Annotated in this window: 18 protein-coding genes and 1 pseudogene; 13 read left to right on the forward strand and 6 right to left on the reverse strand. The window is 72.8% G+C overall.

Annotated elements, in window-relative coordinates:
* The first annotated feature begins 53 nt into the window (after positions 1 to 53).
* The gene (locus tag HNR57_RS05015) at positions 54 to 791 is read left to right on the forward strand and encodes a class I SAM-dependent methyltransferase (protein WP_184556686.1); all 738 of its coding nucleotides are present in this window, start codon (positions 54 to 56) and stop codon (positions 789 to 791) included.
* A gap of 46 nt (positions 792 to 837) precedes the next feature.
* Here HNR57_RS05015 and HNR57_RS05020 read toward each other — a convergent pair whose 3' ends face one another.
* Positions 838 to 1,050 carry a hypothetical protein gene (locus HNR57_RS05020; RefSeq protein WP_184556689.1) on the reverse strand — a complete coding sequence of 71 codons (213 nt, stop codon included), beginning with the start codon at positions 1,048 to 1,050 and terminating at the stop codon, positions 838 to 840.
* A 246-nt stretch (positions 1,051 to 1,296) separates the two neighbouring features.
* Between HNR57_RS05020 and HNR57_RS05025 the strand changes: the two genes are divergently transcribed.
* The gene (locus tag HNR57_RS05025; RefSeq protein ID WP_184556692.1) at positions 1,297 to 2,496 is read left to right on the forward strand and encodes a bifunctional adenosylcobinamide kinase/adenosylcobinamide-phosphate guanylyltransferase; all 1,200 of its coding nucleotides are present in this window, start codon (positions 1,297 to 1,299) and stop codon (positions 2,494 to 2,496) included.
* A 32-nt stretch (positions 2,497 to 2,528) separates the two neighbouring features.
* Here the strand turns inward: HNR57_RS05025 and HNR57_RS05030 are convergent, their stop codons facing one another.
* Positions 2,529 to 3,575: a class I SAM-dependent methyltransferase gene (locus HNR57_RS05030; RefSeq protein ID WP_184556694.1), complete on the reverse strand. Its 1,047-nt coding sequence runs from the start codon at positions 3,573 to 3,575 to the stop codon at positions 2,529 to 2,531.
* A gap of 183 nt (positions 3,576 to 3,758) precedes the next feature.
* On the opposite strand from HNR57_RS05030, the gene cobT reads away from it, so the two are divergent.
* The gene (gene cobT, locus HNR57_RS05035; RefSeq protein WP_184556697.1) at positions 3,759 to 4,859 is read left to right on the forward strand and encodes a nicotinate-nucleotide--dimethylbenzimidazole phosphoribosyltransferase; all 1,101 of its coding nucleotides are present in this window, start codon (positions 3,759 to 3,761) and stop codon (positions 4,857 to 4,859) included.
* Positions 4,860 to 4,993: 134 nt separating this feature from the next.
* Complete coding sequence (locus HNR57_RS05040) at positions 4,994 to 5,692, forward strand: hypothetical protein (RefSeq protein WP_184556700.1); 699 nt, start codon at positions 4,994 to 4,996, stop codon at positions 5,690 to 5,692.
* Here the strand turns inward: HNR57_RS05040 and HNR57_RS05045 are convergent.
* Complete coding sequence (locus tag HNR57_RS05045; protein ID WP_184556703.1) at positions 5,632 to 6,396, reverse strand: hypothetical protein; 765 nt, start codon at positions 6,394 to 6,396, stop codon at positions 5,632 to 5,634. The two genes, HNR57_RS05040 and HNR57_RS05045, sit on opposite strands and share 61 nt — an antisense overlap.
* Before the next feature lie 60 nt (positions 6,397 to 6,456).
* Here HNR57_RS05045 and HNR57_RS05050 point away from each other — a divergent pair, with 60 nt between their 5' ends.
* Positions 6,457 to 7,239 (forward strand): adenosylcobinamide-GDP ribazoletransferase, encoded by a 783-nt coding sequence (locus tag HNR57_RS05050; protein ID WP_184556706.1) that lies wholly within the window; start codon positions 6,457 to 6,459, stop codon positions 7,237 to 7,239.
* A gap of 83 nt (positions 7,240 to 7,322) precedes the next feature.
* Here the strand turns inward: HNR57_RS05050 and HNR57_RS40830 are convergent.
* Positions 7,323 to 7,505, reverse strand: a pseudogene (locus HNR57_RS40830) (spherulation-specific family 4 protein); the annotation flags it as partial.
* Between the two features lie 420 nt (positions 7,506 to 7,925).
* On the opposite strand from HNR57_RS40830, the gene HNR57_RS05055 reads away from it, so the two are divergent.
* The 7 genes from HNR57_RS05055 to HNR57_RS05085 all read left to right on the forward strand — a co-directional run bounded on the left by HNR57_RS05055 (position 7,926) and on the right by HNR57_RS05085 (position 18,431).
* Entirely contained in the window at positions 7,926 to 9,452 is a 1,527-nt protein-coding gene (locus tag HNR57_RS05055; protein WP_184556709.1) for a leucyl aminopeptidase, read from the forward strand.
* Positions 9,453 to 9,743: 291 nt separating this feature from the next.
* Positions 9,744 to 11,132 carry a dihydrolipoyl dehydrogenase gene (gene lpdA / locus HNR57_RS05060; RefSeq protein ID WP_184556712.1) on the forward strand — a complete coding sequence of 463 codons (1,389 nt, stop codon included), beginning with the start codon at positions 9,744 to 9,746 and terminating at the stop codon, positions 11,130 to 11,132.
* A gap of 63 nt (positions 11,133 to 11,195) precedes the next feature.
* Positions 11,196 to 12,980 carry a 2-oxoglutarate dehydrogenase, E2 component, dihydrolipoamide succinyltransferase gene (sucB, locus tag HNR57_RS05065; protein ID WP_184556715.1) on the forward strand — a complete coding sequence of 595 codons (1,785 nt, stop codon included), beginning with the start codon at positions 11,196 to 11,198 and terminating at the stop codon, positions 12,978 to 12,980.
* A gap of 231 nt (positions 12,981 to 13,211) precedes the next feature.
* The gene (locus tag HNR57_RS05070) at positions 13,212 to 13,835 is read left to right on the forward strand and encodes a GntR family transcriptional regulator (protein ID WP_184556718.1); all 624 of its coding nucleotides are present in this window, start codon (positions 13,212 to 13,214) and stop codon (positions 13,833 to 13,835) included.
* Between the two features lie 267 nt (positions 13,836 to 14,102).
* Entirely contained in the window at positions 14,103 to 16,805 is a 2,703-nt protein-coding gene (aceE, locus tag HNR57_RS05075; RefSeq protein WP_184556721.1) for a pyruvate dehydrogenase (acetyl-transferring), homodimeric type, read from the forward strand.
* Positions 16,806 to 16,869: 64 nt separating this feature from the next.
* Positions 16,870 to 17,856: a helix-turn-helix transcriptional regulator gene (locus HNR57_RS05080; RefSeq protein ID WP_184556724.1), complete on the forward strand. Its 987-nt coding sequence runs from the start codon at positions 16,870 to 16,872 to the stop codon at positions 17,854 to 17,856.
* 56 nt (positions 17,857 to 17,912) lie between these two features.
* On the forward strand, positions 17,913 to 18,431 hold the full coding sequence (locus tag HNR57_RS05085) for a DUF4240 domain-containing protein (RefSeq protein ID WP_184558812.1): 519 nt from the start codon (positions 17,913 to 17,915) through the stop codon (positions 18,429 to 18,431).
* Here HNR57_RS05085 and HNR57_RS05090 read toward each other — a convergent pair whose 3' ends face one another.
* On the reverse strand, positions 18,432 to 18,659 hold the full coding sequence (locus HNR57_RS05090; protein WP_184556727.1) for a hypothetical protein: 228 nt from the start codon (positions 18,657 to 18,659) through the stop codon (positions 18,432 to 18,434).
* A gap of 53 nt (positions 18,660 to 18,712) precedes the next feature.
* Positions 18,713 to 19,489, reverse strand: a complete 777-nt coding sequence (locus HNR57_RS05095) for a peptidoglycan recognition protein family protein (protein WP_313673213.1) — start codon at positions 19,487 to 19,489, stop codon at positions 18,713 to 18,715.
* Positions 19,490 to 19,767: 278 nt separating this feature from the next.
* Here HNR57_RS05095 and HNR57_RS05100 point away from each other — a divergent pair, with 278 nt between their 5' ends.
* Positions 19,768 to 20,952, forward strand: a complete 1,185-nt coding sequence (locus tag HNR57_RS05100) for a MarP family serine protease (protein WP_184556748.1) — start codon at positions 19,768 to 19,770, stop codon at positions 20,950 to 20,952.
* The last annotated feature ends 5 nt before the right edge of the window (positions 20,953 to 20,957 follow it).

Consider the following 20,957-nt stretch of genomic DNA (forward strand, 5'->3'; position numbering starts at 1 on the left):
ATGCCTGGCTGGACGAGCTGGGCGGGCTGCGCGAAGTCGTCCGGCAGGAGCTGGTGGCCCGCCAGCTGGACGAGCAGATAGTGGGACGGTTCCCGGTCGGCCGGCGGCTGCGGGTGCTCGACGTGGGGATGGGCCTGGGCACGCAGGCGCTGCGGCTGGCCCGGGCCGGGCACCAGGTGACCGGTCTGGAGCAGGACGCGACGATGGTCGCCGCGGCCCGGGAGTCGCTCGCCGGTGAGCCGGAGGGCATCCGGGAGCGGATGCGGATCATCGAGGGTGACGGCCGGGACACCGGTGTGCACTTCCTGCCGGGCAGTTTCGACGTGGTGCTGTGCCACGGCGTCCTGATGTACGTCGAGGAGCCCGACCCGCTGCTGGCGGGCCTCGCCCGGATGCTGGCGCACGGCGGGCTGCTGTCGCTGCTCGTGCGCAACGGCGACGCGCTCGCGATCCGGCCGGGCCTGTCCGGTGACTGGTCCGGGGCGCTGGCGGCCTTCGACACGACCGCCTGCCTCCCCCATTCTCGAACAGACTCGAACGGGGGGACCCCCACCCGGCTGGGCCTCGACGTACGGGCCGACCGGCTGAAGGACCTGACGTCGACGCTCGCGGGGATCGGGGCGCCGCTGCACGCCTGGTACGGGGTGCGGGTGTTCACCGACACGGCGGCGGACGGCGCGGAGGTCCCGGCCGACATGGAGACGCTGCTCGCGGTGGAGGAGAAGGCCGGGCGGACGGATCCGTACCGCGGGGTGGCGGCGCTGCTGCACCTGTGCGGCGTGCGCGGCTGACACACGGAAGAGGGGCGGGGGCCGACGGCCCCCGCCCCTGCCGGGCTCACGCCTCGGCCGCGTGCAGACTCATCGGCCCGTAGATCTCCGTGGCGTCCTCGAACAGCCGCACCTGGTCGGCACCGCCCTCCTGAAGGGCCTTCCAGTGCTCCCCGATCCAGGACTCGGCGTCCCCCTGGGTGGGGAACTCCTCCGGCGGCACCGAGGGCTGGACCTCCGTCCCGTCGGTCTTCTCGAACCGCCACGTCCATGCCGCCATGTACGCCTCCCATGTGTGAGCACACTGCACAGCGAAAAGCCGGATCTTGGTCCGGCTCCTGTCCAGAGCCTAAGCGCTCCGCTGGGTGGGGCGTTATAGGCCTTGCGGAGTACGCGTGATCGGGCGTGTGCGGGTCGTGGTGGGCCGGTCGCGCCCGCGCGGCGGAGCCGCATGTCGATACGGCCCGCGCCCCTTCAAAGGCGTCTTCATCACGCATGTTCCATGCTCACGGGTGAGAATCGGGGCGTGGAACTGACTCTGCTCGGCACCGGCGCCCCCGCGGGCCTCCCCCGCCCCGACTGTCCCTGCGCGGCCTGTGCGGCCGCCCTCGGTCCCGACGCGCGGGCGGCCACCGCGCTGCTCCTGGACGGGGCGCTGCTGCTCGACCTGACGCCGGGCGCGGCGTTCGCGGCGGCGCGGGCGGGCCGGTCCCTGACCGGTGTCCGGCAGGTGCTGCTGTCGCATCCGCACGACGGGCCGGCGGTCGAGGTGCCCGCGGGGCTGCCGCAACCCGGACGGGTGCCGGACGGGCGGGAGTTGACGCTGCTGACGGGGCACCGGGTGCGGGCGGTGGCGCTGGACGCGCCGGGCACGGGGTACGCGGTGACGGGGCCGGAGGGGCAGCGGCTGCTGTACCTGCCGCCGGGCGGGGCGCCGGCGGGCCTGGCGGGGCCGGCCGAGCCGTACGACATGGTCCTGGCGGACGTCGTGGGGCGGCCGGACGCGCTGGCGAAGCTGCGGGCGGTGGGGGCGATCGGGCCGACCACCGACGTGGTCGCCGTCCACCTGGACCACGACGTGCCGCCCGGCCCGGAGCTCGGGCGGCGGCTCGCGGCGGCCGGGGCCCGGGCCGTGCCGGACGGGGCGACGCTGGTGGTGGGTGCGTACGAGGAGGTACCGGACGTGCCGCGGCGGACGCTGGTGCTGGGCGGGGCGCGGTCGGGCAAGTCGGTGGAGGCCGAGCGGAGGCTGGAGGCCTTTCCGGACGTGCTGTACGTGGCCACGGGCGGGTCCCGCAACGGCGACACGGAGTGGTCCTCGCGGGTGTCGGCCCACCGGGAGCGGCGGCCGGGGTCGTGGCAGACGGTGGAGACCTGCGATCTCGTGCCGTTGCTGGAGGCGGAGGGCCCGCCCCTGCTCGTCGACTGTCTGTCGTTGTGGCTGACCGACGCGATGGACGCCGCCGGGGCGTGGGACGACGCGGTGTGGGCGGAGCGGGGGGAGAAGGTGCTGCGGGAGCGGGTGCGGGAGCTCACGGAGGCCGTGCGGGTCACCCGGCGGACCGTGGTGGCCGTGTCGAACGAGGTGGGGTCGGGGATCGTGCCGTCGACGGCGTCGGGGCGGCGCTACCGGGACGAACTCGGGCGGCTGAACGCGGGGTTCGCGGACGAGTGCGAGCACGTGCTGCTGGTGGTGGCGGGGCAGGCTGTGGTGCTGCGGGGCTGACCGGGACCCCGCGGCTCCCCCCTCCCCCCGGGCTACGGAGCCTTGCGGGCGATGACCCGGTAGGTGTTGGCGAAACGCGTGCGGCGGGCGACCGGGGCGATGAGGTGGTCGGCCAGTGCGGCCACGGCCACCAGGGGCATCCCGGCGCGGAGCAGGGCCGTGCGGGCGTGCCGCTGCACGGGGAGCGGGGGAATGGCCCGCCAGGGGGTGTCCGGGGCGGGCAGGGCGTGCGAGAGGGCCAGGGACGTGGCGCCCGCGAGGTCGTGGGGGACGTGGACCGGGCGGTGGTCGAGCGTCAGGATCGCGCAGCCGGCCGACTCCAGTTCCGCGCGTACGTTCTGCGGGGGCAGGAGGTGGAGGTGGCGCGGCTGGTCGTAGGGGAGCCACCAGCGGCCCAGCAGTGCGGCGAAGACGCTGCGGGGGCTGAGGGTCTCGATGAGCAGGTGGCCGCCCGGGCGCAGGACGGAGAGGGCGGCCCGCAGTTCCGCTCGGGGGTCCGGCGTGCCCTCCAGGTGGTGGAGCATGCTGACCACGTCGTAGCGGGCGCGCAGCGGGCCGGCGATCCGAGGGTCCGTCAGGCGGCCGACGTGCGCCTCCTCGACGAGGTCGGCCGTGCGGGCGCGGACCACGCGCGGGGTGGGGTCCAGGCCGTCGAAGGCGGTGTACGGGAAGAACTGCCGGGCCGTGGCGGGGAAGCGGGCGTGGCCCGTCCCGATGTCGAGCCAGCTCTCCGGCTCGCCGCAGCGCAGCATGGCGCGGGCGGCCGAGCGGTGGCGGCGCGGGCTGCCGTGCAGGGCGAGGAGGCCGTCGCTCGCCGGGTCCCGGGGCGCCCCGCGCGCGGTCCGGTGATAGAGGGCCAGGCCCTCCAGGGTGAGGCGGGGGTTCTGGAAGGTGTGGCCGCAGTCCCGGCAGGCGTCGACGGTGAAGCCGCCCGGCCGGTACTGCCGCAGGTCGCCGGTGCGCAGCCGGTTCCGCAGCCGGCCGGAGCCGCACCAGGGGCAGTCCTCCCGGCGTGGTTCGTGGACCCGTGCGGTCGTCTGGGGGACGGGGGGTGCTGAGGAGGCGGGATGTGCGGGCATGGGCGGCTCCCGGGCGCGTCGGCGTACGGCAAGGACGTACGGCGGGGACGTCGCACGACCACGTACGACAATCCGCTGCAAAACGGAACGTATGGGATGCCGATCTTGGGTGCAACGACGTCGCCGTGACGGAGTGGTGATGTGGCGCCGTGCTGTTCGAGGGGGGCCGGTACTGTTCGGCGAATGAGCTCGCTTAATCTCGACGACTTCACCGATCTGATCGAGCGTCCGGACGGCGGGATCCGCCGTGACGCCGAGGCGCGCCGGGAGCGACAGATCGTGCCGCCCGGGTCGCTGGGCCGCCTCGACGAACTGGGCGAGTGGCTGGCGGCGGCACAGTCGGCCGTGCCGGTGCGGCCGGTCGAACGGCCGCGGGTGGTGCTCTTCGCCGGTGACCACGGCATCGCAGAGCTGGGCGTCTCGGCCCGGCCGGCGGGCAGCGCCGGGGAGTTGGTGCGCGAGGTGCTGGAGGGCGGCCGGCCGGTGTCGGTGCTGGCCCGGCGGCTGGGCGTGCCGGTGCGGATCGTCGACATGGCCCTGGACTGCGACCCCGAGACGCTGCCCGAGGACGTCGTACGGCACCGGGTGCGGCGCGGCAGCGGGCGGATCGACATCGAGGACGCGCTGACCTCGGAGGAAACCGAGGCAGCGTTCCGGGCAGGCATGGCGGTGGCCGACGAGGAGGCCGACTCGGGCACGGACCTGGTGGTGCTCGGCGACGTGAGCGTCGGCGGGACCACGGCGGCGAGCGTGCTGGTGGCGGCGTTGTGCGGGGTCGACGCCTCGGTCGTCACCGGGCGGGGCGGACTGGCGATCGACGACCTGGCGTGGATGCGCAAGTGCGCGGCGATCCGCGACGCGCTGCGCCGGGCCCGGCCGGTGCTCGGGGACCAGCTGCAGCTGCTGGCGGCGGTGGGCGGGGCCGACCTCGCCGCGATGACGGGCTTCCTGCTGCAGAGCGCGGTGCGCAAGCTGCCGGTGGTGCTCGACGGGGTCGTGACGGCCGCGTGCGCGCTGGTCGGGCAGCGGATCGCGTTCCGGGCGCCGGACTGGTGGCTGGCCGCGCACGACAGCGGGGAGCCCGGGCAGGCGAAGGCGCTGGACCGGATGGCCCTGGAGCCGCTGCTGAGCCAGGGGGTGACCGTCGGGGAGGGTGCGGGCGCTCTGCTGGCGCTGCCGCTCGTCCAGGCCTCGGCCGCGCTGGCGGCGGAGCTGCCCGAGAAGCCGAAGGAGTCCGAGGGGCCGGCCGAGTCGGAGGCATCGGAGGCGCCCGCCGAGCAGTAGCACCCCCGAGATCCAGGTCACTCACGCCTGGCTCAACTTCGTCCCGTTCCGGTCGGTCTTGGAACGTGGTGTCGGTTTGACTGAGTCGCAGACACCCTCGGACATCGCCGCGCACGGACGAGGACGACCGCCGGATGACCACGCTCGCCCGCTGGGCCCGCGCCGAATGGGGACGGCTGTACGCCGCGGTGCGCGGGCCGCTGGCCGAGCGGCGGTGGCGGGCCGTGCCGCTGGCGGCCGCGGCCGTGCGCCTCACGGCCGTGCTGCACTTCGTGCACAGCCAGGCGTGGGGTTATCGGTTCGTGCAGGACGCCGGCGGGGTGCGGGCCGTGGACCCGTTGTGGCTGGCGCTGCTGCGGACGCCGCTGTCGCTGTTCGTGCCCGCCCTGGATCTGCCGGTGTGGGGCGCGCTCGTGCAGATCCTGCTGGTGTTCGGCATCGCCGAGCTGTGCCTGGGCCGGTGGCGGACGCTGGCCGTCGCCTATGTCGCGACGCTCGCGGGCACGCTGTACGCACGCCTGGGCATCCGGCAGGGCCCGCACTCCCCGCTCGGCCTGCCCGCCTCGGACGCCTGGGTCGTGGACACCGGGCCGTCGGCGGCGGTGGTGGGCCTGGCCGTCTTCCTGGGCTGGCGCTACCGCGCGTACGTCACGGCCTCGGTGGTGATCGTGGCGATGGTGGTCGAGGTGGTGCTGAAGGAGAACCTCGCGGGCAAGGAGCACCTCGCCGCGATCATGGCGGTGCTGGTGCTGTGCGGGGTCGGCGAGCTGCGTCAGCGGCGCTCCAGGGACCGGGCCGGTTCGGGGTCGGGCGCGCCGCCGAGCCAGTCATGAAAGGCCCGCGAGGGGGCCACCCAGCGGCGGTCGTGGTGGTAGGACCGCAGGGCGGACCTGGCCCGGGCGCGGGGCCGGTTCCGGTAGAACCGCTTGGCCCACGGGGAGGTCGGCCGGGCCAGCCGTAGGGCCGCGACCAGGGCGACGAGCGGGATGATCGCGCCGAGGACGGCGAGCCGGACCTTGCCCTTGAACAGGGCGATGAGGGCGAACAGGAAGTTCGCCAGGACGGTCACGAGGGCGAGGGCGCGGTTCTGCTGCTGGTCCTCGTTGAGGTCGTTGACGCCCAGCGGCGAGAAGCCGAGCAGGAGCAGGCCGACGAGGGACGCGGTGAGGACGACCATCTCGACGCTCTTGCGGCCGTCCGGGGTCCAGTAGACGTCGGCGAGGTGCAGGACCAGGGCGAACTCGTCCAGGACGAGGCCCGCGCCGATTCCGAAGATCACCGCGGCCAGCGCCGAGCCGAAACCGTACTGGCCGCCGGCGACCGCGCCGAAGCCGCCGATGATCGTCAGGATGACGCCGGGGACCACGTGGTGGACGTGAACGCCACCACTGGCGCTGATGTTGCGGAAGGGGCCCTTGCCCGCCCGGATGAGGCGGGTGATGACCCGGGTGATCAGGAAGGTCAGGACGAAGGAGACGAGAGCGAGGAGCAGTGGCAGCTTGCCGGGTTCCATGATGTTCCGCTCAAACCATCCCATATGCGCACTTTATCCTCGGCCGCCGTGCCCGCTCTCCTGACCGGCCGGTAGCCTGCGCCGGTGCCCGGAATCTCGCCCCTCGACGGCCTCCGCTTCGCCTTCGGCACCCTCACGGTGATCCCGGTCCGGGTGACCCGGTGGGACCGGGAGGCCGCTCGCGGCGGCATGCTGTGCGCTCCGCTGGCCGGGCTGGCGGTCGGTACCGCCGCCGCCGGGCTCGGGCTGGTGCTGCTGTTCCTCGGTGCGGGGGCGCCGCTCGCCGCCGTGGCGACCGTCGCCGTCCCGGCCGCCCTCACCCGGGGGCTGCATCTCGACGGGCTCGCGGACACCGCCGACGGGCTGGGCAGCGGCAAGCCCGCCGAGGACGCACTGCGGATCATGAAGCAGTCGGACATCGGGCCGTTCGGGGTGATCACCCTCGTCCTCGTCCTGCTCGCACAGGTCGCCGCGCTCGCCCAGGCGTACGACGCCTCCTGGGCCCGGGGCGCGTGCGCCGCCGTCGTCTCCGCGACCCTCGCCCGGCTGGCCCTGACTCTGGCGGCCCGGGCCGGAGTGCCCGCGGCGCGGCCGGAGGGGCTGGGGGCGGCCGTCGCCGGTGTGGTGCCGCCGCGGGGAGCGGTGGTCGCCGCCGTGGCCGTCGCGGGGGCAGCCGCAGCGGCCGGTGCCCTCTTCGGGCCGTACGGCCCGGTCCGCATGGTGCTCGCGGTCGTCCTGTCCCTGGCCGCCGCCGAGGCGCTGCTGCGCCACTGCACGCGCCGCTTCGGCGGGGTCACGGGGGATGTCTTCGGCGGCCTGGCGGAGACGGCGGCGACGACGGCGCTCGTCGTTCTGTCACTGGGCTGAAACGATCTCCCCGTCCCTCTCCTGCACGGCACGCTCAGCCGCTCAAGATCACCCCCGACCTGCCGGGGCTCAGCAGGTCCGCCACGCGCACCCCCGGCCCGCAGCCGGGCGGCTACCTCGGCGAAGGCCGCGTCGGGGCGGTCGCCGGGGCCACTGGCCGGGTTGAGGACGACCCCGTACAGACGGGGCGCCGCCGCCACGATCGCGTCCCATTCGGCGGGACGCACGGACGGGTGCTCGTAGTACGGAACCAGGAGAGTCCTCATCGGTGGGCGGTTGCCCTTCCCGGCAGATGGCACACCAGGGCGGCCTGGACGGCGGCCGCCGTGCCGTACACGACCGCGGCCGCCCCGTTCGGATGGCCGGTGGGCCGGCCGGACAGCGCCCGGCGCCGGCGTGGAAATCATGCACAGCGGCGAGCAGGGCGCTCACCTGATCGCGACGAGTGTGACTCAGTTCACCGACATGGAGGATCAAGAAATGGCCACTACGCCACCGACAGGTGAACACCCGCAGGAATGAGCGAACGGGGCCACGCGCGTAGTCTCGTCGTCGAGTGTTCGCCGTACCGGGGAAGGCCCCGTGAGGTCCGGACCCTGAGGTCGGAATAGGGTCGGCTGTCGGGCCCGGTCGACCCACACCGTTCGACCACAGCAACTTCACATCGGAAGCGAGATTTCACCACCGTGACTGCTCTCACTCTCAGCACCGCCGCGGCGCCCGGCCTGCGGGCCGACGCGATCGTGATCGGTGTCGCCAAGGGTGCCAAGGGGCCGGTCGTCGCACCGGGCGCCGAGGCCGTGGACAAGGCGTACGACGGAAGGCTGGCCGGCGTCCTGGAGACGCTCGGCGCCTCCGGCGGCGAGGGCGAGGTGACGAAGCTGCCGGCGCCGTCCGGCTTCAAGGCACCGCTCGTCCTGGCGGTCGGCCTGGGCGCGGTCCCGGAGAAGGACGCCGAGTACGGCACCGAGGTCCTGCGCAAGGCCGCCGGTGTCGCCGCCCGCGCCCTGGCCGGGTCCAAGAAGGCCGCCTTCGCACTGCCGCTCGGCGACGCCGCCGACGCGGGCGCGATCGGGGAGGGCGCGCTGCTCGGCGCGTACTCCTTCGACGCCTACAAGGACAACGGCAAGGACCCCAAGGCGAAGAACGGCAAGGCCCCCCTCGCCGAGGTCGCCCTGCTCGGGGGCAAGCCCCGCGACAAGGCGTACAAGGCCGCCGTCGAGCGGGCCGTGGCCGTGTCCGAGGAGCTCAACCGCGCCCGTGACCTGGTCAACACCCCGCCGAACGACCTGAACCCCGAGTCGTTCGCCGCGATCGCCCAGGCCGCGGCCAAGGAGCACGGCATCAAGGTGCAGGTGCTCGACGAGAAGGCCCTGGTCAAGGGCGGCTACGGCGGCATCCTCGGCGTCGGGGCCGGATCGGCGGCGGGACCGCGCCTGGTGAAACTGTCCTACACCTCCTCGAAGGCGAAGAAGCACCTCGCCCTCGTCGGCAAGGGCATCACCTACGACTCGGGCGGCATCTCACTGAAGCCGGCCGGTCACAACGAGACGATGAAGTGCGACATGAGCGGTGCGGCCTCGGTGTTCGCCGCGGTCGTCGCCGCCGCGCGTCTCGGCCTGGAGGTCAACGTCACCGGCTGGCTCGCCCTGGCCGAGAACATGCCCTCCGGGTCCGCGACCCGTCCGGGTGACGTGCTGCGGATGTACAGCGGCAAGACGGTGGAGGTGCTCAACACCGACGCCGAGGGCCGGCTGGTGCTCGCGGACGCCCTGTGGGCGGCCTCCGAGGAGAAGCCGGACGCGATCGTGGACGTGGCGACGCTGACCGGGGCGATGGTGCTGGCGCTGGGCAACCGGACGTTCGGGATCATGGGCAACGACGACGCGTTCCGCGCCGCGCTGTGCGAGGCCGCCGAGGAGGTCGGGGAGCCGGCGTGGCCGATGCCGCTGCCGGAGCACCTGCGCAAGGGGATGGACTCCCCCACGGCCGACATCGCGAACATGGGCGAGCGGATGGGCGGCGGGCTGGTCGCGGGTCTGTTCCTGCGCGAGTTCGTGGGCGAGGGCATCACCTGGGCGCACCTGGACATCGCCGGGCCGGCCTTCAACGAGGGCGGGCCCTTCGGGTACACGCCGAAGGGTGGCACGGGGACGGCCGTGCGGACGCTGGTGCGGCTGGCCGAGCTGACCGCCGCGGGCGACCTCGGCTGAGTCCGTCTCCTGGCTCGATCTCGCCGGTTGTGTGGCGAGTGCGGGGGCGTGGGGGCTGTTCGCGCAGTTCCCCGCGTCCCTTCGGGGGCACGCGCCCCTTCGGGGTGTGGCTCATCTGAACGTGGGGCGTCTCACACAGCAGCCCGGCGTCTCTTTGTGTGTCGACAAGTGCGAAGATGGGGCTCGGCAGGACAGGGCCCCACCGAAGGGCCGAAGAACGAGCGGCCGGACACCAGCCGCCTGCCGGTCATTGAAGGCCGGCTCACGGCGCACATGCATGGAGGACGTGACGTGGCGAACGACGCCAGCACCGTTTTCGACCTAGTGATCCTCGGCGGTGGCAGCGGTGGTTACGCCGCGGCCCTGCGCGGGGCGCAGCTGGGCCTGGACGTCGCCCTGATCGAGAAGGACAAGGTCGGCGGCACCTGCCTGCACCGGGGATGCATCCCCACCAAGGCCCTGCTGCACGCGGGCGAGATCGCCGACCAGGCACGCGAGAGCGAGCAGTTCGGTGTGAAGGCCTCCTTCGAGGGCATCGACATCGCCGGGGTCCACAAGTACAAGGACGGCGTGGTCTCGGGCCTGTACAAGGGCCTGCAGGGGCTCGTCGCCTCCCGGAAGGTGACGTACATCGAGGGTGAGGGACGGCTGTCCTCCCCGACGTCCGTCGACGTGAACGGCCGCCGCGTCGAGGGCCGCCACATCCTGCTCGCGACCGGCTCCGTGCCGAAGTCGCTGCCCGGCCTGGACATCGACGGCAACCGGATCATCTCCTCCGACCACGCCCTCGTCCTGGACCGCGTGCCGAAGTCCGCGATCATCCTGGGCGGCGGTGTCATCGGCGTCGAGTTCGCCTCCGCGTGGAAGTCCTTCGGCACCGAGGTCACGATCGTCGAGGGCCTGAAGCACCTCGTCCCGGTCGAGGACGAGAACTCCTCCAAGCTCCTGGAGCGCGCGTTCCGCAAGCGCGGCATCAAGTTCAACCTGGGCACCTTCTTCCAGAAGGCCGAGTACACCCAGGACGGCGTCAAGGTCACCCTCGCCGACGGCAAGGAGTTCGAGGCCGAGGTCCTGCTGGTCGCCATCGGCCGCGGTCCGGTCTCCCAGGGCCTGGGCTACGAGGAGCAGGGCGTCGCGATGGACCGCGGCTACGTCCTGGTCGACGAGTACATGCGCACGAACGTGCCGACCATCTCCGCCGTCGGTGACCTCGTCCCGACCCTCCAGCTCGCGCACGTCGGCTTCGCCGAGGGCATCCTGGTGGCGGAGCGCCTGGCCGGTCTGAAGACCGTTCCGATCGACTACGACGGTGTCCCGCGGGTGACGTACTGCCACCCGGAGGTCGCCTCCGTGGGTATCACCGAGGCCAAGGCCAAGGAGATCTACGGCGCGGACAAGGTCGTCGCTCTCAAGTACAACCTCGCGGGCAACGGCAGGAGCAAGATCCTCAACACCGCGGGCGAGATCAAGCTCGTCCAGGTCAAGGACGGTGCCGTCGTCGGCGTCCACATGGTCGGCGACCGCATGGGCGAGCAGGTCGGCGAGGCCCAGCTGATCTACAACTGGGAGGCGCTGCCCGCCGAGGTCGCGCAGCTCATCCACGCCCACCCGACGCAGAACGAGGCGCTCGGCGAAGCCCACCTGGCCCTGGCCGGCAAGCCCCTCCACGCGCACGACTGACCCCTCGGTCGACGAACGCGACGACACAGACTTCCGCACTTTCCGTAAGGAGCAACCGAAACCATGGCGGTTTCCGTAACCCTTCCGGCGCTCGGCGAGAGCGTCACCGAGGGCACTGTCACCCGCTGGCTGAAGGCCGAGGGTGAGCGCGTCGAGGCCGACGAGCCGCTGCTCGAGGTCTCCACCGACAAGGTCGACACCGAGATCCCCTCCCCCGCCTCCGGCGTGCTGTCCTCCATCAAGGTCGCCGAGGACGAGACGGTCGAGGTCGGCGCCGAGCTGGCCCTGATCGACGACGGCAGCGGCGCGCCCGCCGCCGCCCCGGCCCCCGCCGCGGAGCAGGTCGCCGAGCCGGCCCCCGAGCCGGCTCCGGCCGCCCCGTCCACCGAGCAGGCCGCCCCGGCGCCCGCTCCCAGCGCCGACGCCGCCGCCGGCGGCGGCTCCGCCGAGGGCACGGACGTCGTCCTGCCCGCGCTCGGCGAGTCCGTCACCGAGGGCACCGTCACCCGCTGGCTGAAGTCGGTCGGTGACAGCGTCGAGGCCGACGAGCCGCTGCTGGAGGTGTCGACGGACAAGGTCGACACCGAGATCCCCGCCCCCACCTCCGGCACGCTGCTGGAGATCGTGGTCGGCGAGGACGAGACCGCCGAGGTCGGCGCCAAGCTCGCCGTCATCGGCGAGGCGGGTGCCGCTCCGGCCGCCGCCCCCGCGCAGGAGGCCCCGGCCGCGCCGGCGCAGCCCGAGCCCGCCCCGGCTCCGGCGCCTCAGCAGGCCGCCCCGGCCCCGCAGGCTCCGTCTGCCCCGGCTCCGCAGCAGCAGGTCACCCCGGCTCCCGAGCCGGCCCCGGCCGCTCCTGCTCCCGCCCCGGCTCCGGCCCAGGCCCCGGCGGCTCCGGCCGCCGCCAAGCCCGCCGACGACGGCGCCTACGTCACCCCGCTGGTGCGCAAGCTCGCCGCCGAGAACGGCGTCGACCTGGCCGCCGTCAAGGGCACCGGCGTCGGCGGCCGTATCCGCAAGCAGGACGTCATCGCCGCCGCCGAGGCCGCGAAGGCCGCCACCGCCGCTCCGGCCCCCGCCGCCGCCGCTCCGGCCGCGGCGAAGAAGGCCCCGGTGCTGGAGGCGTCCCCGCTGCGCGGCCAGACCATCAAGATGCCGCGGATCCGCAAGGTCATCGGCGACAACATGGTCAAGGCCCTGCACGAGCAGGCCCAGCTGTCCTCGGTCGTCGAGGTCGACGTCACGCGGCTGATGAAGCTGCGCGCCCGTGCCAAGGACGCGTTCGCGTCGCGTGAGGGCGTCAAGCTCTCCCCGATGCCGTTCTTCGTGAAGGCCGCGGCCCAGGCGCTGAAGGCGCACGCGCCGATCAACGCCAAGATCAACGAGGCCGAGGGGACCATCACCTACTTCGACACCGAGAACATCGGTATCGCGGTGGACTCCGAGAAGGGCCTGATGACCCCGGTCATCAAGAACGCCGGTGACCTCAACCTCGCCGGTATCGCCAAGGCCACGGCCGACCTGGCGGGCAAGGTCCGCGCCAACAAGATCACCCCGGACGAGCTGTCCGGCGCGACCTTCACCATCTCCAACACCGGTTCGCGCGGCGCGCTCTTCGACACGATCATCGTGCCGCCGGGCCAGGTCGCGATCCTCGGCATCGGTGCGACGGTCAAGCGCCCCGCCGTCATCGAGACGGAGGAGGGCACGGTCATCGGCGTCCGCGACATGACGTACCTGACCCTGTCCTACGACCACCGCCTGGTGGACGGCGCCGACGCCGCCCGTTACCTGACGGCGGTCAAGGCCATCCTGGAGGCGGGCGAGTTCGAGGTCGAGCTCGGTCTCTGACCTCTTCGCGGTTGCACGGTGCCCCTGTCCGGACATCTCCGGGCAGGGGCACCGCCCGTTTTCAGGGGCGCGGGGAACTGCGCGAGCAACCACACACAACTGTCGGCCGAACGACAGGCCACACCCCCCGTGTAAGTCTCGTCTCACCTGCACCAGGGCACCCCCACCTGCCCCACCCGCGGAGCGAACCGGCCGTATTGTCTAAACGTCAATCCCGCGTAAGGAGCCCTCATGACCGCGCCCGTCATCCACTCGCTCCGCGAGCAGATCCGCGAGCACATCCTGGAAGGGATCATCAGCGGACGCTGGCAGCCGGGCGAGCGGATCGTCGAGCGCCGGATCGCCACCGAGCTGGAGGTCAGCCAGACCCCGGTCCGCGAGGCCCTGCGCGAGCTGGAGTCGCTGCGCCTGATCGAGTCCGCTCCGAACAAGGGCGTGCGCGTCCGCAACCTCACGGCCGCCGACCTGGAGGAGAGCTACCCGGTCCGGGCCGGTCTGGAGGCCATCGCCGCGGAGCTGGCCGCCCAGGGCCTCGCGGAGGACTGCTCGGCGCTGGAACCCCACGTCAGCGCCCTGTACGAGGCCGACCGCAGCTCAGACGGCACCGCCCAGGTCCGCCACACCGTCGCCTTCCACCGCGAACTCGTGCGCGCCGCGGGCAATTCCGTCCTGCTGCACACCTGGGAAGGCCTCGGCATCGAGGTGTTCACGGCCCTGTCGATCCGCTGGCTGGGCACCCAGCAGCAGTCGTACGCGGAGGAGCACGAGGAACTCGTCGCCGCCTTCAAGCGTCGGGATCCCCGTATCGCCGAACTGGTGAAGGCGCACGTCCTGGGCTGCGCGCCCCGGGCGTGACACCCGAGCAGGCCCTCGCTCAAACGCCTCCGACCTGCGGAAACCGTTCGAAAACCAGTCACCGCGTGCCACCGCTGGAGGCACCCCGTGCCTACTTTCTCGTGATCAAGAGGTTTTGCCTCTCAACCCTTTGATCGATCATCGATCAGCGGGTTACAGTCGCCGACGGGCTTGCCACCCAAGCCCCAGCCCTGTCCTGCCAAAGACAAAGGGCACCCCCGATCCCCTTACGTGAGGGAACCCCCTTCGACTGAGGAAGGCGGCGACATGACCGACCCCAACGCCATCCAGCCGAGCGAGCTCGACCAGCTCCCCGACCGGGACCCGGAGGAGACCGCCGAATGGCAGGCCTCCCTGGACGCGGTCACCAAGGCTGCCGGGCCGCACCGTGCCGCGTACCTGATGCGCCGCACGCTGGAGCGCGCCGAGGGCGCCGGCATCGCGCTGCCGAAGCTCCTCGAGACCGACTACGTCAACTCCATCCCCACCTCCGCCGAGCCGTCCGTGCCCGGTGACGAGGCGATGGAGCAGCGGATCACCGCGTGGAACCGCTGGAACGCGGCCGCGATGGTGACCCGGGGCAGCAAGTACGGCGTCGGCGGCCACATCGCCACCTTCGCCTCCGCCGCCTGGCTGTACGAGACCGGCTTCAACCACTTCTTCAAGGGCAAAGAGGCCGACGGCTCCGGCGACCAGCTCTACATCCAGGGCCACGCCTCCCCCGGCATCTACGCCCGCGCGTTCCTCGACGGCCGTCTGAACGAGGAGCAGCTCGACAACTTCCGCCGGGAGTCGGGCGGCAACGGCCTGCCCTCCTACCCGCACCCGCGCCGCCTGCCCTGGCTGTGGGAGTTCCCGACGGTCTCCATGGGCCTCGGCCCGCTGTCGGCCATCTACCAGGCGCGCTTCAACCGCTACCTGACGAACCGCAACATCAAGGACACCTCCGCCTCGCACGTGTGGGCGTTCCTCGGTGACGGCGAGATGGACGAGCCCGAGTCGACGGCGGCCCTCGCGCTGGCGGCCCGTGAGGAGCTCGACAACCTCACGTTCGTCATCAACTGCAACCTGCAGCGCCTCGACGGCCCGGTACGCGCCAACTTCAAGATCGTGCAGGAGCTGGAGGCCCAGTTCCGCGGCGCCGGCTGGAACGTCGTCAAGACGCTGTGGGGCACGGCCTGGGACGAGCTGTTCCAGCTCGACACCACGGGCGCGCTCGTACGCCGCCTGCGTCAGGTACCGGACGCGCAGATCCAGACGTACCAGACCCGCGACGCGGCCTACATCCGCCAGGACTTCTTCGGCGGCGACCCGGCGCTCGTCGAGATGGCGAAGCTGCTGAGCGACGACAAGATCCTGGAGTGCTTCCACCTCTCGCGCGGTGGTCACGAGGCCCGCAAGGTCTACGCCGCGTACAAGGCCGCCGTCGAGCACAAGGGCGCGCCAACCGTGATCCTGGCCCAGACGGTCAAGGGCCACACCCTCGGCGAGGGCTTCGCGTCGAAGAACGCCAACCACCAGATGAAGAAGCTCTCGGTGGACGAGTTCAAGAACATGCGCGACCTGCTGGAGCTGCCGATCAAGGACAGCGACTTCGTCGACGGCGTGGTCCCCTACGGCCACCCGGGCGCCGACTCCCCCGAGGTCCGCTACCTCCAGGAGCGGCGTGCCGCCCTGGGCGGTCCGGCCCCGGCCCGCCGCGTGCACCCGGTCGCGCCGCTGCCCGCCCCGGCGGACAAGGCGTTCGCGTCCTTCGACAAGGGCTCCGGCACGCAGAACGTGGCCACCACCATGGCGTTCGTCCGTCTGGTGAAGGACCTGGTCCGCGACAAGGAGACCGGCAAGCGCTGGGTGCCGATCGTCCCGGACGAGGCGCGCACCTTCGGTATGGAGTCGCTGTTCCCGTCGCTCGGCATCTACTCGCCCAAGGGCCAGACGTACGAGCCGGTCGACCGCGACCAGCTGATGTACTACAAGGAGGCCAAGAACGGCCAGATCCTCAACGAGGGGATCACCGAGGCCGGTTCGATGGCCGACTTCATCGCCGCTTCGACGTCGTACGCGACGCACGGCGAGGCGATGATCCCGTTCTACATCTTCTACTCGATGTTCGGCTGGCAGCGCACGGCCGACCAGATGTGGCAGCTCGGCGACCAGCTCGGCCGCGGCTTCCTCGTCGGCGCCACGGCCGGCCGTACGACGCTGACGGGCGAGGGCCTTCAGCACGCCGACGGCCACTCCCCCGTGATCGCGGCGACCAACCCGGCGGCGCTGTCGTACGACCCGGCGTTCGCCTACGAGGTCGCGACGATCGTCAAGGACGGTCTGCGCCGGATGTACGGCGAGGCGGCCCCGGGTGAGGACCAGAACGTCTTCTACTACCTGACGGTCTACAACGAGCCGCTGCCGCAGCCCGCGAAGCCGGCCGCCGATGGGATCGACGAGGGCATCGTCAAGGGCCTGTACCGCTTCAACACGGCGGAGTCGGCGGGCATCACGCCCCCGGCGAACGCCCCGCGGATCCAGCTGCTCGGCTCCGGTACGGCGATCCACTGGGCGCTCAAGGCGCAGCGGCTGCTCGCCGAGGAGTGGGGCGTGGCGGCCGACGTGTGGTCGGCGACGTCCTGGAGCGAGCTGCGCCGGGACGCCCTGGAGGCGGACGAGGCGCTGCTGCGCGGCGAGGAGCGGGTGCCGTTCGTGCGGCAGGCGCTGCAGGGCGCCGAGGGCCCGGTGCTGGCGGTCTCCGACTACATGCGCCAGGTCCCGGACCAGATCGCGCAGTGGGTCGAGCAGGACTGGTCCTCCCTGGGCGCCGACGGCTTCGGCCTGTCGGACACCCGTGAGGCGGCCCGCCGCCACTTCGGTGTCGACGCCGAGTCGATCGTCGTCGCGGCGCTGGCCCAGCTCGCCAAGCGCGGCGAGGTCAAGGCGTCGGCCGTGAAGGAAGCGCGCGAGAAGTACGGTCTCTGAGTCCAGCACGGACCGTTGATCGGCAGGCCCCCGCCCCGGCGGGGGCCTGCTGCATGATGTGGCCATGCGTGCTGCCCGGCTGATCAAGATGGTGCTGTTGCTCCAGTCCCGGCCCTCCATGACCGCCGCCGAACTCGCCCGGGAGCTGGAGGTGTCGGAGCGGACCGTGACGCGGGACGCGCAGGCGCTGTCGGAGGCGGGCGTGCCGGTGTACGCGGACCGGGGCCGAGCCGGTGGCTACCGGCTGATCGGCGGGTACCGGACGCGGCTGACCGGGCTGCACCGCGGCGAGGCCGAGGCGCTGTTCCTGTCCGGGGTGCCGGGGGCGCTGCGCGAGATGGGACTGGAGGACGCGGCGTCGGCGGCTCGGCTGAAGGTGTCAGCGGCGCTGCTGCCGTCCCTCCGGGACGCCTCCAGGTCGGCCGCCCAGCGGTTCCACCTGGACGCGCCGAGCTGGTTCAAGGAGCCGAGGACGCCGGCCCTGCTCCCGGCCGTCGCCGACGCGGTGTGGGACGACCGGCGGATCGCCGCCCGCTACCGGCGCGGGGAGGACGAGGTCGTCCGGGAGCTGGAGCCGTATGGGCTCGTGCTGAAGGCGGGCGTCTGGTACCTGTGCGCGCGGGTGGCCCGGGGCGGGTCCTTCCGGGTGTACCGGATCGACCGGTTCACGGCGGTGGACGCGGACGGTGAGCGCTTCGAGCGGGAGCCGGACTTCGACCTGCCCGCGTTCTGGGAGGAGCGGGCGGAGCAGTTCGCTCGGTCCATCCTGCGGGCGCGTGTCGTGGTGCGGCTGTCCCCCGACGGCGTGCGGGCACTGCCGTACGCCCTGGACGCGCCGACGGCCCGGGAGGCCCTGGCGGACGCGGGCGCCCCGGACGAGGGGGGCTGGGTGACGGTGGACCTGCCGGTGGAGTCCGAGGAGGTCGCGCACACCCAGTTGGCGGCGCTGGGCCCGGAGGCGGAGGTGCTGGAGCCGGCGAGTCTGCGCGAGCGGTTCGCCGCCGACGCGGCGCGGCTGGCCCGGCTCTACCGGCCCGAGTCCGGCGCATAACGATCCCGCGCACTCCGGGTGCGCCCCTGTGCCCCAGGGCCGATGCTTGACCCGTGATGGACGAGACGGAGTTCTGGGAGCTGGTGGACGACGCCCGGGAGGCTGCCGAAGGCGACCCGGAGGAGCAGGCCGACCTGCTCGTGGACCGGCTCGCCCAGCTGGATCCGGACTCGGTCCTGGACTTCGCCCGGCACTTCGAGTCCCGTTACAACCGCGCCTACCGCTGGGATCTGTGGGGCGCCGCCTGGGTGCTGCTCGACGGGGCGAGCGACGACGCCTTCGACTTCTTCCGGTGCTGGCTGATCGGCCAGGGCCGCGAGGTGTTCGAGGGAGCCGTGCACGACCCGGACGCGCTCGCCGGTCTGCTGGGCGACTTCGACGAGGAGATCGACGGCGACGGCGAGGAGCTCGGCTACGCGGCGGACGAGGCCTACGAGCAGCTCACCGGGGTGGTCGCCCCCGATCTGGAGATCGCTCCGGCGCCCCCGGAGCCGGAGGGCACACCGCTGGACTTCGAGAACGAGGCGCTTCTCGCCGAGCGCTACCCGCGGCTGTGGGAGCGTTTCCGGGGCTGATCAGGCGACCCGGCGGCTGGTGCCGGACGGGATGTGCGCGTGCGTCTGATCGGCCCGCACCGCGTGGTGCAGGGGCGCGGCGTTGGCCTGGCCGAGGGCGGACGCGGTGACCGCGGCCGGGCCCAGGACGACGGTCACGACCGCGCAGAGCACCGCCCAGGGCCCGCGTGTGCTCCCCGTCCGCGTCTCCGTGTCCCCAGGGGCCTTCGTACCACCGTTGTCGTTCATGGTCCCCGCCTTCGGTCGGCTGTCCGTGGGCACGACCGTAGGGGGCCGGGATCTCAGGACGCCGCGCGTTCGCTGTGGCCTCGCTGTGAACCGTCCGGCCGGCCCTGGAGGCGGGCCGCGAGCTGTCTGATCTCGGGCAGGCGGGCGTGCAGGGCGGCGCCCGGGCAGCTGGTCATGTAGCCGTCGTTGTGGCCGGCGAGGGCGGGCAGTCTGGCGGTGGAGCCGGCCGCGTACCGGCTCAGGCCGTTGCTGGAGACCAGGCGGACGTCCGAGCGCGGGTCGGTGCCGGTCAGGCCCAGTTTCCAGGCGGACAGCGCGGCGATCGCACGGATCATGGGCCGCGGGACGGGCATGCCCTCGGTGAAGGTGCCGAGGGCGGCGATGCCCGCGGTGCGGTGGTTGAAGCCCTGGGTGTGGGCGCCGGTGACGGCGCGCTCCACGCCCCCGGCGCGGCCCTCGTAGATGGTGCCGCAGCGGTCGACGACGAAGTTGTAGCCGATGTCGTCCCAGTCGCGGGTCCCGGTCTGGCCGGTGTAGAGGTCCCGGATGATGCGGGGCGCGTCGGCGCAGTCGTAGCCGTTGGGCGAGTCGGTGTGGTGGACGAAGACGGCGGCGACCCGGTCGTCGTAGCGCGGGCGGGGCTGCGGGCGGGCGGCGTCGCCCAGCCAGTGCGCTCGCGGTACGACGGGTGGGCGCGGGGCGCCGTAGGGCGTGGCTTCGGAGCGGGGCGGGGAGGCGCCGGAGCCGGTCTCGGCGGCGTTCTCGACGCCGTGGGCGCACAGGACCAGCGCCACGACGGCGGCGACGCCCGGCAGGCAGCCGAGCAGCACCCGGGCCGCGCGCGGCGGACCGGCTGCGCCGGGTGTCCCGTCGGCGGAGTGCCTGCGTGTGCCCCGCCGTCTTCGGAAGACACGCATGGTCCCACTGTCGGCCTGATCGGGTCCGTCCGCGATGTGTGATGTGCCACCCGGTGGAACCATCGTCACGGTCCGCGACGTTTTTCCGAGTGCACGCCCGCGTGGCCGATTCCGATCATCGCGTGCGCGTGTGACTGATCACCGGGCCCTCCCCCCGCGTATTAAGGGGTTCCGAGAGAAAGGCGGCGTGCGTGGACCTGCTCGACATCCTGCTGTTGCTGGTCGTACTGGCCTACGCGGCGTCCGGGTACCGGCGCGGGCTGGTGGCCGGCTGTGTGTCGCTGGCGGGCTTCGTGGGCGGTGCGGTCGTCGGCGTGTGGGTCCTGCCGTGGGTCATGGACCTGGTGGAGCCGGGCACGACGCGGGCGACGCTGACGGCGGTGTTCACGGTGCTGCTCCCGGCGGTGGTGGGGCACGAGCTGGCGGGGCGCCTCGCGCTGCGGCTGCGGCGGGAACTGGACCGGGGGCCGCTGCGGGTGGCGGACGGGATCGGCGGAGCCGTGGCCAACGCGGTGGCCGTGCTGATCGTGGCGTGGGTGGCCGCGAGCGTCCTGGGCGCGTCCTCGTCGCCGCTGGTCACCTCGGCGATCCGGGACTCGCGGCTGCTCGGCGCCGTGCAGCGCACGATGCCGGACACGACCCCGGCCTGGTTCTCGGGGGCCACGTCCGCGCTGACGCAGGCGGGCTTCCCGCAGGTCTTCAACCCCTTCGAGAACGAGTCGACGGCCGAGGTCGCCAAGCCAACCGGCGACAGTGTCACCGCCGCCGCCACCGAGGCCGCCAAGTCGAGCACGGTGAAGGTCGAGGGCGTCGCGGGCACGCAGGGCCGCGAGGGCAGCGGATTCGTGTACTCCCGAGAGCACGTGATGACCAACGCCCATGTGGTGGCGGGCATCGACGAGCCGACCGTGCAGATCGGCGGGGCCGGGCGCACGTACGAGGCGCGGGTGGTGCTCTTCGACCCGCAGAAGGACGTGGCCGTGCTGTACGTGCCGGGTCTGAAGGCCCCCGTGCTGCGGTTCGACGACGACGCCGAGCGGGGCGACTCGGCGGTGGTCGCGGGCTATCCGGAGGACGGCGACCTGAACCTCCAGGCGGCGACGGTCGCGAACCGGGTGCGGGCGACGGGCCAGAACATCTACAACGACGGGACTGCCACCCGGGAGATCTACTCGATCCGCTCCACGGTCCGCCCGGGCAACTCCGGCGGTCCGCTGCTCACCACGGACGGCCGGGTGTTCGGCGTGGTCTTCGCCCGCTCCACCACGGACGCCGAGACGGGCTACGTGCTGACGGCGGACGAGGTCGCCTCGGACGCGCGCGAGGCCGCGGACGCGACGGCGCCGGTGGACACGGGCGAGCTGGCCTCGTCGTAGCTCCG

The sequence above is a fragment of the Streptomyces paradoxus genome, from assembly GCF_014202475.1.
Lineage (GTDB): Bacteria > Actinomycetota > Actinomycetes > Streptomycetales > Streptomycetaceae > Streptomyces > Streptomyces paradoxus.